Below are 13,747 nucleotides of genomic sequence, written 5' to 3'. Positions count from 1 at the left end.
ATCATTCCTTTCCGCCGGTGCGGTCGTCGGACAATTTCTGTGCTGCTTCGGTGTCGCTGAGCGGCGGCGGCCGCAGCCCGGCCGCGGCCAGTGCCTGGCTGGTCGAAGAACCGGCCTCGTCCTTGGCGTTCTTCGGCCGCCGGCTGCGGTAGTCGACCGCGTTCAACATCACCGCGAGCACGATCACTGCACCCTTGAACACCATCTGCCAGTACTCGGAGACGCCGATGATCACCAGACCGTCGGACAGGAAGCCGATCACGAAGGCGCCGATCAGGGTGCCGCGTACGGTTCCCTTGCCGCCCATCAGCGAGGCGCCACCGATCACCACGGCCGCGATCGCGGTCAACTCGTACGAGTCACCGGCCTGCGGGGTCGCGCTGGTGAGCTCCGAGGTCAGGATCAAACCGGCCATCCCGGCCAGCGCGCCGGAGATCACGTACACGCCGGTCTTCACCGAACGCACCGGCACACCGGACAACTCCGCTGCCCGCTCGTTGCCACCGGACGCGTACAGCCAACGACCGAACGGGGTTTTGTTCAGGACGAAGCTGGCCGCCGCGGCGACGATGATCATGGCGATGATGCCGATCGGCAGGAACCCGATCGAGTTGAAGCCGACCCAGTTGAAGCCGGTGTTGCCGAGTTCGTCGGATCCCTGCAGGCGTGGGAAGGTCTGGCCGTTGGTGATCAACAACGCGATCCCCCGGGCGATGTACATCATGCCCAGGGTGGCCACGAACGGCGCCACCTTGAACCGCGACACCAGCAGACCGTTGACCAGCCCGACCAGTGCTCCGATGGCGATCGACAAGATCACCACCACCCAGACCGCCGGGTAGGCGATCAGCTGGCTGAACGGCAGATTCACGCCCTGCAAGAGATATCCGGCCACCACACCGGTCAGTGCGACGGTGGAACCGACCGACAGGTCGATGCCCGCGTTCAAGATCACCATCAACATGCCGATCGCCAGCAGCGCGTTCACCGCGACGTGCCGGGTCATCACGATCAGGTTGTCGAAGGTGAAGAAGTTCGGCGACAGCAGGGAGAAGATCACGATGATCACCAGCAGGGCGATGAACGCCCTGCCGTCAAGCAGCAGCCGGCCGATGGTCACGCCCTCACCGAAGCCGCTGCGTGGCTTGCTGATGGCAGCATCTGTGCTGGTCATGATTGTTTCGTCCTTGTCGATTCGGTGTGGGTCGATTCGGTGTGGGTCGATTCGGTCTCGGCCGATTCACCGGAAGCGGCCATGATGTCTTCCTTGGTTGCCTGGTCGTGGCTGAACTCGGCGGCGAACCTGCCCCGATTCATCACCAGCACGCGGTTGGCGACGCCGAGGCACTCCACCACCTCGGAGGTGGTGTAGACCACGGCCAGACCTTCGGCGGCCAGCCTCGCGAGCAGCGCGAACACCTCGGTCTTGGCACCGATGTCGATGCCGCGGCTGGGTTCGTCGAGCAGGATGATCGCCGGATCGGTCTGCAGGATCTTGCCGATCACGACCTTCTGCTGATTGCCGCCGGACAGCGAGCCGATCGCGGCCTGCGGGCCGGCGGTCTTGATGTGTACGTCCTTGATCGACGTCGCGTTGCGCCGGTGTTCCTTGTCCCGGGACAGGATCTTGCCGCGGACGATCTCGGCCAGGCTGGCCAACGACAGATTGCGGCCGACCGACAGGGTCTGCACGATGCCGTCGCGTTGTCGATCTTCGGGCACCAGCGCCAGCCCGGCGTCGATCCGCTCGGCAATGCCGAGGCCGCCGACGTCGGCGCCGTTGACCCTGATCGCGCCTGCCAGCAACGGATCCCGGCCGGCGACGGCCTCCAGCAGCTCGGTCCGGCCGGCGCCCATCAGCCCGTAGATGCAGACGATCTCGCCGGCTCGTACGGTCAGGTCGATGTCGTCGACAGCGAGCCGATCCGGGTTGGAGCGATCGGCGACGCTGATCTTGGTCAACTCCAGCACCGGCTCACCGAACCGCTTCGGATCCGGCGGCGTACCAAGATCGAATCCGCTGCCGACCATCTTGTCGACGATCCACGGCAGGTCGATGTCGGCGGCCCGCTCGGTCGCGACCAGGCTGCCGTCGCGGAACACCACCGCGTAGTCGGAGACCTCGAGTGCCTCCTCCAGATGATGGGAGATGTAGACGATCGAGACCCCGTCGGTGGTCAGGTCGTCGATCACCTTGAACAGGACCTCGACCTCGGATGCGCTGAGCGCCGAGGTCGGCTCGTCCATGATCAGGATCCGCGCGTCCTGGGCCAGCGCCCGCGCGATCTCCACCATCTGCTGCTGGCCGAGCCGTAGATCGGAGACCAGCGTCCGCGGATCGATGTCGGCCTGCAACCGGGCCATCAGCTCGGCGACGATCTTCTCCTCGGCCCGGTAATCCACCCGACCGGCCCGGGTGATCTCCCGACCGATGAAGATGTTGTCGCGGACGTTGAGGTTCGGGGCCAGGCTGAGCTCCTGGTGGATGATCACGATGCCCCGAGCCGCCGCGTCTTTGGCCGACTCGAACATGACCTGCTCGCCGTCCAACTCGATCGAGCCGACGGTCGGCTGTTCGATGCCGGACAGGATCCGCATCAGGGTGGACTTGCCGGCGCCGTTCTCGCCGAACAGCGTGGTCACCTTGCCGCGGTGCACCTCGAAGTCGACACCCTTCAGCGCCTGGGTGCCGCCATAGTTCTTCCGGACGCCGCGCGCGGTCAGCACCACCTCGGTTCCCACCTCGGCTTCAGCGGTTGCCACCGGAGGCATCAGGCCTCCTTGATCGAGACGGGCATCACCAACAGCACGTCCGGGTTGATCGGCTGGAACGCGCCGACCACGCTGACCTGCTTGCCGGCCAGACCGGCGGCGTCCAGACCCTTGAGGGTCTTGGCCTTCAGCTGCTTGTTCAGCTCGTCGCCGGCGGACTGATAGTCCAGCTGGTTGGTGAACATCGGGAAGGTGACCTCCCCGGTGGCATCGCGCAACGCCGTACCGAGCAGGGCCGGGCCGGTCTGCACCGACACCCCCACCCCGTCCGGCATGCCGTCCACCGTCACCGGCAGATAGCCGGTCTCCGGATCGGCCTTGCCGGCGGTCCCGGTGAACTTCACCGAGTACGTGGCCGACGGGCCGGTGCCGACCGCGTACTTCTTCGCGGCGGCGTTCTGATCTTGGTCGATCGCGGTCGCGACCTCGCCGAGCGGTTTGGCTCGGTCGGTGATCTTGCCGGCGATCTCGTCGTAGTTGTCCCGAGCGAACGTGGCCGGATCAACGCCACTGCTGCTCGCCTTGCTGGCCTCCAGCGGCGTCACCACGGTGGTGCCGAAGCCCATGGCGATCACCAGGACCACAACGAGTCCGGTGATCACCCAGCGGTGGGTGTGCCGCTTCGGTTTGTGCCGCGGCCGGGCCGGTGCGGCATCGATCTGCACTGATTGCGACATAGCTGTTCTCCTGTTGGAGGTTCGGAATCGGGCCGGCGGCAGGATCAGGCGGGCAACAGCACCACGGACTCGGAGGCGTGCGGCCGGATCTGCAGCTTGCGACCGGTGCCGGCCCGGAACTGCTCCAGCGCCTGCGCGTAGTCGTCCAGCGCGAACGCGTGCGAGATCATCGGCGCCGGCTGGATCGCGCCGGCCTCGAACATCTCCACCGCGCGGCCGAAGCTGTTCAACACGGCCATCGTGCCGACGATGTTGATCTCGTCCCGGTAGACCCGGAAGGGGGAATACTGCGCAGTCGCCTCGGCCGGGGCGACGCCGAAGTGCTGGAAGGTGCCGCCGGCCTTGACCCGCGGCAGCGCATCCTCGATCGCGGCGATCACGCCGGTGCAGTCGATCACCACATCCCACTGGTCGCGGTCGGCGTCGGCCTCGTCAGCGGAGGTGAGGGTGTTCTGGACACCGACCTCGCGGGCGGCCTGCAGCCGGTTCTCGTTCAGGTCGACCACGGTGACACTGGCCGCTCCGGCGCGCGGTGCCAGTTGGGCCATCAGCAGGCCCATGGTGCCGGCGCCGTAGACCAGGTAGTGCTCGCCCATCCTGCGGGGCAGCAGGTCGTAGCCGCGGATCGCGCATGCCAGCGGTTCGATCAGTGCGGCCTGGTGGAGGTCGGTTTCAGCGCGCAGTTTGAACACGTTCGCGCGCGGCACCCGGGCGTACTCGGCGGATGCTCCGTCACTGGCCACCACGCCCAGCCCGTTCCAGGCCCGGCAGAGATTGGCGCGGCCGTTCAGGCAGAACTCGCAGCGGCCGCAGGTGGTGCTGGGGTTGATCGCCACCGGATCTCCCACCGCGAGATCGTCGACGTCCTCGCCGAGTTCGACCACGGTGCCGGTCGCCTCGTGGCCGGGGATCAGCGGATAGACGGTGCCCTCGAACTCACCGTCGAAGACGTGGGTGTCGGTACCGCAGATGCCGACTGCCGCGGTCTTGATCACGACCTCGCCCGGTCCGGGACGCGGATCGTCGACCTCGGTCAAGGTGAGCTCGTGGGGTGAAGAGAAAACTACTGCGCGCATCCTTGCCGTCCTCCTCGCCGCCCGGCCGGTTCCCGTCACGGACGACGTCGACTCGCTGCTGCGGGTCCGGCTTGTGGCGACGCCCGCAGCACGCTCATGTGATATTTACCGAGTTCTTCTCAGAACTGGCGTGACGTTAGCACGTCCAGTCGTTAGATCGCGACCTCGGTGGAATGCGCTCACAGCCGTGGATCCATCGAGCCGGCGCCCAGCGGAGCCGGTCGGACGCCGCGATCGCGTCCACCATGCGCGCGCCGTCCGACGCCCTGCGCGGCATCCCAGTAGGTTCATTCCGGCACTGATGCGTACGTGTTCCACCGGACTCTGCGGGAGGATTTGTGGTCGTTGCCGACGGTCTCGCCGACCTCACCGCGACGGATCAACACCGGGGCTACGCCGAGGGTTCGATTTCGCCGGTCGAGGTGACCAGGGCGGCGCTGGACCGGATCTCCGCGGCCGAACCCCGGCTGCATGCGCTCGCAGCCGTCTATCCGGACCGGGCGCTGGCCGCTGCCGCCGACAGCGAGCGGCGTTGGCGGGCCGGAGCTGCGCTCGGCCCGCTGGACGGGGTGACCGTGACGATCAAGGAAAACGTCGATCTTGCCGGCGAGGCGACCCGCTGGGGTACGGCGGCCAGCCCGGACCGGCCGGCCGCCCGCAACGCGCCGGTCGCCGACCGCCTGTTCGCGGCCGGAGCTGTGCTGCTGGGGCGCACCACGATGCCGGATTGGGGGATGTTGTCCAGCGGCGTCTCGTCACTGCATCCGACCACGCACAATCCGTGGCATCCGGATTGGAATCCCGGCGGTTCGAGTTCCGGCGCCGGGGCCGCCACCACGGCCGGTTACGCGCCGATCAACCTGGGCAGTGACATCGGCGGCTCGATCAGGCTTCCCGCCACCTGGAACGGATGTCTGGGGTTCAAACCGAGCTTCGGCCGGATCCCGGTCGATCCCCCGTACACCGGCCGGACGATCGGCCCGCTGACCCGCACCGTCGCCGACCTCGCCGCCGCCATGTGCTGCCTGTACGGGCCCGACGACCGTGACCCGTACAGCCTGCCGGCCGCGGCTGTCGACTGGGGCGACCTGGGTTTCGATCCGGCAGGATCACGGATCGGTCTGTTGCTCGAGGCCGGTGCCGGTACGCCGGTGGCCGGGCCGGTCCTCTCGGCCGTCCGCCGGGCGGCCGAGACCTTTGCGGACGCCGGTGCCGCCGTCGAGCTGCTGCCGCCGTTCCTGACCCAGGCCCTGCTGGACGCGGTCGACCGGTTCTGGCGGGTCGGACACTGGAACGACTACCTGGCCGTCGCGCCCGACCGCCGGGGACTGCTGTTCGACTTCATCGCCGACTGGTGCCGGGCCGGTGCCGCGGTGACCGGACCCCAGGCCGTCGCCGGCAGCGACGCGCAGCTGGCCATCGCCCGCGCCTGCCTGGCTGCAACGTCACCATTCGATCTTGTGCTCTCGCCGGTCGCGCCGGAACCGACCTACCCGGTCGACTGGCCGATGCCTAGCAACGACGTGGAGCGGGCGATGGCGCACATCGGCTTCTGCATGCCGTACAACATGTCCGGGCAACCTGCGCTGAGCATCAACTGCGGCTACACCGACGATTCCGATGCCGGCAGACCCGCCGGCCGGCCGATCGGAGTCCAGCTGGCCGGACGGCGATTCGACGATCGCGGCGTGCTCGCCGCTGCAGCATGGTACGAACGACATCGACCGGCCGAGGCGAGTCGACCTTGGCCGAGAGAAGGGGCACTTCCATGACCACAGCGTCCCAGATGACCGACCTCGAGGACCCGCGCGAACCCACGCCGCGCCCTCGGACCCGCAGGCCTCGACTGGTGGCCGTGGCCGCCCTGCTCGCCGTACTGTCCCTGCTGGCCGCCTGCTCGGCCGGCGCCGGCAACTCCGGCGGGACCGGCAACAACACCGGCGGCTCCGGCCAGCAGACGCTCACCGTCGGACTCGGCGCGGCCCCGGCCAACCTCGACTTCACCCAGACCGCGGGCGCCGCGATCCCGCAGGCGCTGATGTACAACGTGTACGAGGGTCTGGTGAAACTCGACGAGCACGCCGACGTGAAGCCGTTGCTGGCGACGTCGTGGAAGATCAGCGACGGCGGCACGAAGTACGACTTCACGCTGCGCTCGGGAGTCAAGTTCTCCAACGGCGATCCGTTCAACGCCGACGTGGTCAAGTTCAGCCTCGATCGGGTGCCGGACTGGAAGGCGAACACGCCGACCTATCTGTCGGCGATCAGGTCGGTGAGCGTCGTCTCGCCGACCGAGGTCATGATCAACTTGAAGCAGCCGGACAACAATCTGCTGTTCTGGCTGGCCGGGCCGTTGGGTGCGATGTTCTCCCCCAACGCCGTTGATGATCTTGCCACCACGGCGATCGGCACCGGGCCCTACCTGCTCGACCGCTACAACCGCGGCGAGTCGTTGATCTTGAAACGCAACGACAACTACTGGGGCACCGAGGCGCAGCTTGCGACCGCCACCTTGCGTTACTACAACGATGCCAACGCCCCGGTGAATGCCTTGCGCAGTGGCGATCTGGACGTGGTGTATCAGACCCAGGCGGCCGATCAGGTCAAACAGTTCCAGGCCGATGATCAGTACAACGTGCAGATCGGTGCCACCACCGGCATCACGGTGATGTCGATGAACAACGCCCGGCCGCCGTTCAACGATCGACGGGTCCGGCTGGCGATCATCTACGGCGTCGACCGGGACGCGATCAACACCACCGCCACCAACGGCTACGGCAAGGTGCTCGGCGGACCGGTCGCACCGACCGATCCGTGGTACGTCGACCTGTCGAAGAAGTACCCGTACGATCCGCAGAAGGCCAAGCAGTTGCTGGCCGAGGCCGGGAAATCCAAGCTGACCGTGGATTTCACGGTTCCCAGCCTGCCGTACGCGCAGACGATCGCGCAGGTGGTGAAGTCGGATCTGGCCAAGATCGGTGTCACCGCCAACCTGCAGACCCAGGAATTCCCCGCGGTCTGGCTGGACAAGACCTTCACTCAGCACGACTACGACCTGACGGTGATCAACCACGTCGAGGCCCGCAACGTGTTCAACTATGCCGATCCCAGCTATTACTGGAGCTATCGCAACAAGGCCGTACAGAAGCAACTCACCGACGCGGTGGCAGCGCCCAGCCAACAGGCGTTTGTGGCCGGCATGAAGACGGCGGTGAACGGGATCGTCGATGACGCCGCAGCCGACTGGCTCTACAACGCGCCGAACATCGTCATCGCCAAGAAGTCGGTCGCCGGCGTCAACGCCGACGACACCGGGGTTTCGCTGGACCTGACCAAGGCCAGCAATCCGAAGTGACCATGGCTTTCCGGTTGCTCCGGCGGGCCGGCATCTTCCTGCTGACCGCCTGGGTCGCCTCGATCGTGGTGTTCGCGCTGCTGGCGATCCTGCCCGGCAACGTCGCGCAGACGATGCTCGGCGTGCAGGCCACTCCGCAGGCGGTGGCGGCGCTGGAGCAGCAGCTCGGCCTCGACCGACCGGTGCCGATCCGTTACCTGGATTGGCTTTCCGGGATGCTGCACGGCGATCTGGGCACCTCGTACGTGACCGGTCAACCGATCGCGCCGGAGGTGTTCGATCATCTGCAGGTCTCGTTGATCTTGGTGATCGCGGCGATGATCGTCGCGATCTGCGTCGCTCTGCCGGTCGGCGTGTACGCCGCCTATCGGCAACGCCGCTGGGACGGCACGCTGGTCAGCGCGCTGAGTCAGCTGGCCGTCGCGGTCCCCGGCTTCCTCGCCGGCCTGCTGTTGGTGATCTTGTTCTCGGTGACACTCGGCTGGCTACCGGCCAGCGGCTGGTCGGCGCCGATCGAGGGCATCGGCCCCTTCCTGTCGCACCTGCTGCTGCCGGCGTTGTCGTTGGGACTGATCCAGGGCGCGATCCTGAGTCGCTACGTTCGCTCGGCGGTGCTGGAGATCACCCGTGAGGACTTCATGCGGACCGCGCGATCGAAGGGCATGCGGCCGTTGCGGGCGTTGGTCCGGCACGGACTGCGGAACGCGATGATCCCGGTGCTGACGGTCACCGGCATCGAACTGGCCGCTCTGTTCGTCGGCGCGATCGTGATCGAGACCGTGTTCGTGGTGCCCGGCATCGGCAGCCTGCTGATCCGTTCGGTGCAGAACCGGGATCTGATCGAGGTGCAGGGAATTGTGATGGTGATCGTGGTGATCGTGCTGGTGATCAATCTCGTCGTCGACCTGCTCTATGCGGTGATCGACCCTCGGTTGAGGAGTTCACGATGACGGCGCTGCCGATGATGCCCGAGTCCGAGGTCGCCGTTGCCGGTGTGCCTCGTCGAAGAGTCGGCGCGACCTTGATCATCGGCGCCGTGCTGGTCGGCCTGGTGGTCCTCGGCTGCCTGCTCTCCTTCGTCTGGACTCCGTACGATCCGACCCTGGTCGACGCCTCGATCCGGCTGCAGCCGCCGTCGGCGCAGCACTGGCTGGGCACCGACTCCTTCGGCCACGACGTGTTCTCGGTCCTGCTGGCGGGCAGCCGGACCACCCTGCTGGTCGGGTTGGTGGCGGTCGGGGTTGCCGCGGTGATCGGGATCCCGCTCGGCGTTGTCGCCGGCAGCACCTCTCGTGCTGCCGGTCGCTGGCTGATGCGCTGGAACGACATCATGCAAGCGTTTCCGGCGTTGTTGCTGGCGATCATCTTCGGTGCGATCTGGGGCGGCAGCACGGTGACCGCGATGCTCGCGTTGGGGATCGGCACCGCGCCGGCCTTCGCCCGGGTCGCTCGCGGCGGCACCCTGGCGGTGATGAGCCGGGAGTACGTGACCGCGTCCCGCGCCGCCGGCCGTGGCTGGTGGTTCCTGGCCGGCCGGCATCTGCTGCCGAACATCGGCGGGCTGTTGATCGTGCAGGCCTCGGTGAACTTCGCGGTCGCCGTGCTGGCCGAGGCGGCGCTGTCCTATCTCGGCCTGGGCACGCCGGCACCGACGCCGAGCTGGGGCCGGATGCTGCAGGAGTCACAGACCTACATCTTCACCGCACCACTGCTGATCGTCTTCCCGGGCTGCGCGATAGCCCTGACAGTATTGGGATTCAACCTGCTCGGCGACGGACTGCGTGACCGCCTCGACCCGCGCCTGGAGAGTTGATCATGAGTCTGCTGACGATCTCCGGGGTGCGGGTGTCCGCCGGCTCCGAGACCCTGGTCCGCGATCTGGATCTGCAGCTGGCGCCCGGCGAACGGGTCGGCCTGATCGGCGAGTCGGGTTCGGGCAAGACGCTGACCTGCTTGTCGATCATGAGCCTGCTGCCGGACGGGCTGACCGCGACCGGATCGCTTCGGCTGGCGGATGTTGATCATGAACTGCTGACCGCGTCGGAGTCGGTCTGGTCGCCGCTGCGCGGTGCGCGGATGTCGATGATCTTCCAGGAGCCGATGACGGCGCTCAATCCGGTGATGAAGGTCGGCAAGCAGGTTGCCGAGATGATGAGCCTGCACGGCGAATCCGACCGCCGCTCCGCAGAGCGTACGGTGCAGCTGCTGGACGAGGTCGGGCTGCCGGATCCTGCGGTCGCCGTTCATGCCTACCCGCACCAGCTCTCCGGCGGCCAGCGACAGCGAGTGATGCTGGCGATGGCGATGGCCAACTCTCCCGACCTGCTGCTGGCCGACGAACCGACCACGGCGCTGGATGTCACCGTGCAGGCGCAGGTGCTGGACCTGATGCGGGCGCAGGTCCGCGATCACGACAGCGCCCTGCTCTTCATCACCCACGACCTGGCGGTGGTGTCGCAGATGTGCGAACGAGTGTTGATCATGAAGGACGGCGCCGTGGTCGAGTCCGGCCCGATCGAGACCGTGTTCGCCCGACCGCAACACCCTTACACGGCAGGATTGTTGGCCGCCTCCGAGCTGGCCACCGATCCCCGCACCGGCCGCCTGATCACCGTCCCCGGCGACCAACCCGATCCAGGAGCCCTGAACAAGGCGTCGGGCCAACCCCCTACCCAAGACTCCCTGAGCGACCAACCCGACCAAAGGTCCCTGAGCAAGGCGTCGAGCAAACCCGAGGATGATCAAGCTCACGATGCGGTCCGACAGGCTCAAGAGGCTGAGGAGCGAGTTTTCAACGAGGTGCCGGGCGATGCGCTGATCCGGGTTCGTGATCTTGGTCGGATCTATCACCGGGGCCGGGTGTCGCTGTTCGGGCCGCGGCGGCAGGTGGTCGGACTGGATCGGGTGTCATTCGACGTCGCTGCCGGTGCCCGGTTCGGGATCGTCGGCGAGTCGGGTTCCGGCAAGTCGACGCTGTTGAGATTGCTGTGTGGGTTGGATTCTCCGACTTCAGGCAGCGCATCGGTGACCGGCCTCGAACTCGCCGGTGCGAGCGAACGTGATCTTCGCCCGCTGCGCAGTCAGGTTCAGTTGGTGTTCCAGGATCCGCACTCGTCGCTGGATCCGCGGATGCGGGTCCGCGACGTCATTGCCGAGCCGCTGCGGAAGACACCTCTCGAGGTACGCCGAGCGCGGGTCGCCGAGGTGTTGCAGGCCGTGGGGCTGCCGAACCAGGCGGCCGATCGCTACCCGCATCAGTTCTCCGGTGGACAGCGGCAGCGGATCGCGATCGCCCGGGCGTTGATCACCCGGCCGAGGATCCTGCTCGCCGACGAACCGGTCTCGGCCTTGGACGTGTCCGTTCGCGCGCAGGTGTTGAACCTGCTGACCGATCTGGTCGGCGCGTACGAGCTGACGTTGATCTTCGTCTCCCACGATCTGAACGTGATCCGTCACCTGTGCGACACGGTCGCGGTGATGCAGACCGGCCGGATCGTCGAGTGCGGGCCGACCGAGCAGGTCTACGCCGACCCGCAACACCCGTACACCCAGAAGTTGATCACCGCGCTGCCCCGGATCACGGTTACCGGATGATCCCGACGCCTGAGCCGCCCTGCTGCAGGATGAGACCATGAGCACCAGTATCACCGACGTCGCCGGCATCCGGATCGGTCACCACACCCGTACCGACGGTGACTACCTCACCGGGGTCACCGTGGTGCTGCCGCCGCCGGGCACCGTGGCCGGCGTCGACGTTCGCGGCGGCGGTCCGGGCACCCACGAGACCGATGCGCTCAAACCCGGCACGCTGGTCCCGACCGTCGACGCGGTGGTGCTCACCGGCGGCAGCGCGTACGGGTTGATCGCCGCGCACGGAGCCCAGCGCTGGTGTGAGGAACACGGTCGCGGCGTACCGATGGGTCGACCGGGTGAGGTGGTTCCGATCGTCCCCGCCGCGGTGATCTTCGATCTCGGCCGTGGTGGCCGCTTCACTGCCCGACCGGCCGAGGACTGGGGCTACCGCGCCGCGGCCGCCGCCGACCGGTCCGGTGATCATGCCGAGGTGGCACGCGGCAACGTCGGCGCCGGCACCGGTGCTCAGGTTGCGGACGGCCGTCTCAAGGGCGGCGTCGGCACCGCGTCGATCACGATCGACCTCGGTGCGCAGCCGATCACCGTCGGCGCCTTGGCCGTGGTGAACGCCCGAGGTGTGCCGCAACTGCCGGGCATCGGCCGAGCGCTCTCCCGCAGCGGCGAACAACAGTCCGGCCGGCAAGCCGGCGGAGAGTCGGAGGATCGGACCACGTCGGGTGTGACGGAGTTCAACACCACCATCGCGGTGATCGCCACCGATGCCCGGCTGGACGTGGCCGACGCGACCCGGACCGCGGCCTGCGCCCATGACGGGTTCGCCCGGGCGATCGACCCGGTGCACACGCTGACCGACGGCGACACGGTGTTCGCCCTGGCCACCGGCGCGATCCCGCTACCCGATGATGTCGGCAGCAGGCTCGGCGTGCTGGCCGCGGTCCAGGCGGCGGCCGCGACCGTCATGCAGGAGGCGATCCTGGACGGCGTCCGCAGCGCCGAACCGGTCCGGACCGCCGCGCGCGGCTACCCGAGCTACCACGAACTGATCGACCGCTGAGGATGCGAACCGACCGATGGTGATCAACCTTCCGCGCTGGGCACGCACCGGCTGGCGCGTCGTCGTGGACACCGTCGTGGGGTGCTTTCGCTATCGGGTCACCGGGTTGGCCGCCGAGGCGGCATTCTTCGCCCTGCTCTCGCTGCCGCCGTTGATCTTCGCCGCGGTCGGCTCGCTGGGCTTCGTGGCGTCGATGATCCGTCCGGAGGCGATCCAGGACTTCAAGGACAAACTGCTGGAGTTGGCGTCGCGGGTGCTGACTCCGTCCGCGGTCGAGACGGTGATCGCGCCGACCATCAACGACGTGCTCGCCGAGGGCCGCGCGGCCGTGATCTCGATCGGGTTCCTGATCTCGCTCTGGTCGGGATCCCGGGCGCTGAACGTGTTCATCGACGGGATCGGGATCATGTACGGCCAGCGCGGGCATCGGCACTTCGTCCGCGCCCGGTTGCTGTCCTTCCTGCTGTATCTCGTGTTCCTGGTCGTCGCGATGATCCTGGTGCCGCTGGTGCTGGCCGGGCCGGGCTTCGTGGACCGGATCCTGCCCCACCCGATCGCCTGGCTGGGCGCTCTCTACTGGCCGATCGTGCTGATCGGCTCCGGCTTCTTCCTGGCCACCCTCTACAACCTGTCACTGCCCCGCCGCTACCGACTCTGCTCCGGGTTGCCCGGCGCCGCGGTCGCGTTGTTGATCTGGATCGGGGGCAGTTGGGTGCTGCGGGTGGCGCTCAGCCGAACCGCCGCGACGCCGTCCATCTTCGGTCCGTTGGCGGCGCCGATCGCGCTGATGTTGTGGCTGTACGTGATCTCGTTGGCGGTGCTGATCGGGGCCGCATTCAATTCTGCGATCGACAAAAGGCGCAATCTGCCCACCGGATTCAGCCCCAAACCATCCGCATAATGAGACGCGTGTCCAGATCATGGTATTGGGGGTTGCCGGATCACCCCGACAACCGCAAGGGTTGACCCATGCGCATCCGTCCGACCGGAATCCACCGCCCCTTCCGGGGTCTCGGTGCGGTCCATCCGGTCCTGACGCCTGCCCGAGTTCTGCCCACCGCACCGGCGATGGACCTCGGGCCGTTCGTGGTGCGCCGCTTCGTGGACTTCGCGCGCACGGAGTCGATGATGTGTCGCCGTCACGCCTGACCGGCCGACACCCGTCCCCCGACGATCGCCGGCCTCTCGGCATCCCACGCCTGCGTCTCCCGCACCCGGG

At 67.5% G+C, this 13,747-nt stretch carries 12 protein-coding genes; 8 read left to right on the top strand and 4 right to left on the bottom strand.

What is annotated here, in order from left to right; genetic code table 11:
• Nucleotide 1: 1 nt before the first annotated feature.
• Genes FOE78_RS12715 through FOE78_RS12700 form a run of 4 tightly spaced genes read right to left on the bottom strand, consistent with a single transcriptional unit; the run spans nucleotide 2 to nucleotide 4,525 of the window.
• On the bottom strand, nucleotides 2-1,174 hold the full coding sequence (locus tag FOE78_RS12715; protein ID WP_143986620.1) for an ABC transporter permease: 1,173 nt from the start codon (nucleotides 1,172-1,174) through the stop codon (nucleotides 2-4).
• Nucleotides 1,171-2,772: a sugar ABC transporter ATP-binding protein gene (locus tag FOE78_RS12710; protein ID WP_143986619.1), complete on the bottom strand. Its 1,602-nt coding sequence runs from the start codon at nucleotides 2,770-2,772 to the stop codon at nucleotides 1,171-1,173. Before FOE78_RS12710 ends, FOE78_RS12715 begins: the two co-directional genes overlap by 4 nt.
• The gene (locus FOE78_RS12705) at nucleotides 2,772-3,449 is read right to left on the bottom strand and encodes a DUF2291 family protein (RefSeq protein WP_143986618.1); all 678 of its coding nucleotides are present in this window, start codon (nucleotides 3,447-3,449) and stop codon (nucleotides 2,772-2,774) included. Before FOE78_RS12705 ends, FOE78_RS12710 begins: the two co-directional genes overlap by 1 nt.
• 44 nt (nucleotides 3,450-3,493) lie before the next feature.
• The gene (locus FOE78_RS12700) at nucleotides 3,494-4,525 is read right to left on the bottom strand and encodes a zinc-dependent alcohol dehydrogenase family protein (protein WP_143986617.1); all 1,032 of its coding nucleotides are present in this window, start codon (nucleotides 4,523-4,525) and stop codon (nucleotides 3,494-3,496) included.
• A gap of 338 nt (nucleotides 4,526-4,863) precedes the next feature.
• On the opposite strand from FOE78_RS12700, the gene FOE78_RS12695 reads away from it, so the two are divergent.
• The 8 genes from FOE78_RS12695 to FOE78_RS12660 all read left to right on the top strand — a co-directional run bounded on the left by FOE78_RS12695 (nucleotide 4,864) and on the right by FOE78_RS12660 (nucleotide 13,677).
• Nucleotides 4,864-6,297: an amidase gene (locus tag FOE78_RS12695; protein ID WP_143986616.1), complete on the top strand. Its 1,434-nt coding sequence runs from the start codon at nucleotides 4,864-4,866 to the stop codon at nucleotides 6,295-6,297.
• Complete coding sequence (locus FOE78_RS12690) at nucleotides 6,294-7,880, top strand: ABC transporter substrate-binding protein (protein WP_210414563.1); 1,587 nt, start codon at nucleotides 6,294-6,296, stop codon at nucleotides 7,878-7,880. The genes FOE78_RS12695 and FOE78_RS12690 overlap by 4 nt, the downstream gene beginning before the upstream one ends.
• Entirely contained in the window at nucleotides 7,877-8,830 is a 954-nt protein-coding gene (locus tag FOE78_RS12685; RefSeq protein ID WP_407662579.1) for an ABC transporter permease, read from the top strand. The genes FOE78_RS12690 and FOE78_RS12685 overlap by 4 nt, the downstream gene beginning before the upstream one ends.
• A gap of 14 nt (nucleotides 8,831-8,844) precedes the next feature.
• On the top strand, nucleotides 8,845-9,693 hold the full coding sequence (locus FOE78_RS12680) for an ABC transporter permease (protein ID WP_210415015.1): 849 nt from the start codon (nucleotides 8,845-8,847) through the stop codon (nucleotides 9,691-9,693).
• 2 nt (nucleotides 9,694-9,695) lie between these two features.
• On the top strand, nucleotides 9,696-11,474 hold the full coding sequence (locus FOE78_RS24175) for a dipeptide ABC transporter ATP-binding protein (protein WP_143986614.1): 1,779 nt from the start codon (nucleotides 9,696-9,698) through the stop codon (nucleotides 11,472-11,474).
• A 37-nt stretch (nucleotides 11,475-11,511) separates the two neighbouring features.
• Nucleotides 11,512-12,528, top strand: a complete 1,017-nt coding sequence (locus FOE78_RS12670) for a P1 family peptidase (RefSeq protein WP_143986613.1) — start codon at nucleotides 11,512-11,514, stop codon at nucleotides 12,526-12,528.
• A 16-nt stretch (nucleotides 12,529-12,544) separates the two neighbouring features.
• Entirely contained in the window at nucleotides 12,545-13,429 is an 885-nt protein-coding gene (locus FOE78_RS12665; RefSeq protein ID WP_143986612.1) for a YihY/virulence factor BrkB family protein, read from the top strand.
• Between the two features lie 68 nt (nucleotides 13,430-13,497).
• A complete protein-coding gene (locus FOE78_RS12660; RefSeq protein ID WP_143986611.1) occupies nucleotides 13,498-13,677 on the top strand; it encodes a hypothetical protein in 180 nt (59 codons plus the stop codon).
• Nucleotides 13,678-13,747: the final 70 nt, after the last annotated feature.

The sequence above is a fragment of the Microlunatus elymi genome, from assembly GCF_007362775.1.
In the GTDB taxonomy this organism is placed as follows: Bacteria; Actinomycetota; Actinomycetes; order Propionibacteriales; family Propionibacteriaceae; genus Microlunatus; species Microlunatus elymi.
The sequence above is the reverse complement of the archived record's forward strand: the minus strand, read 5'-3'. Positions and strand labels throughout refer to the sequence as shown.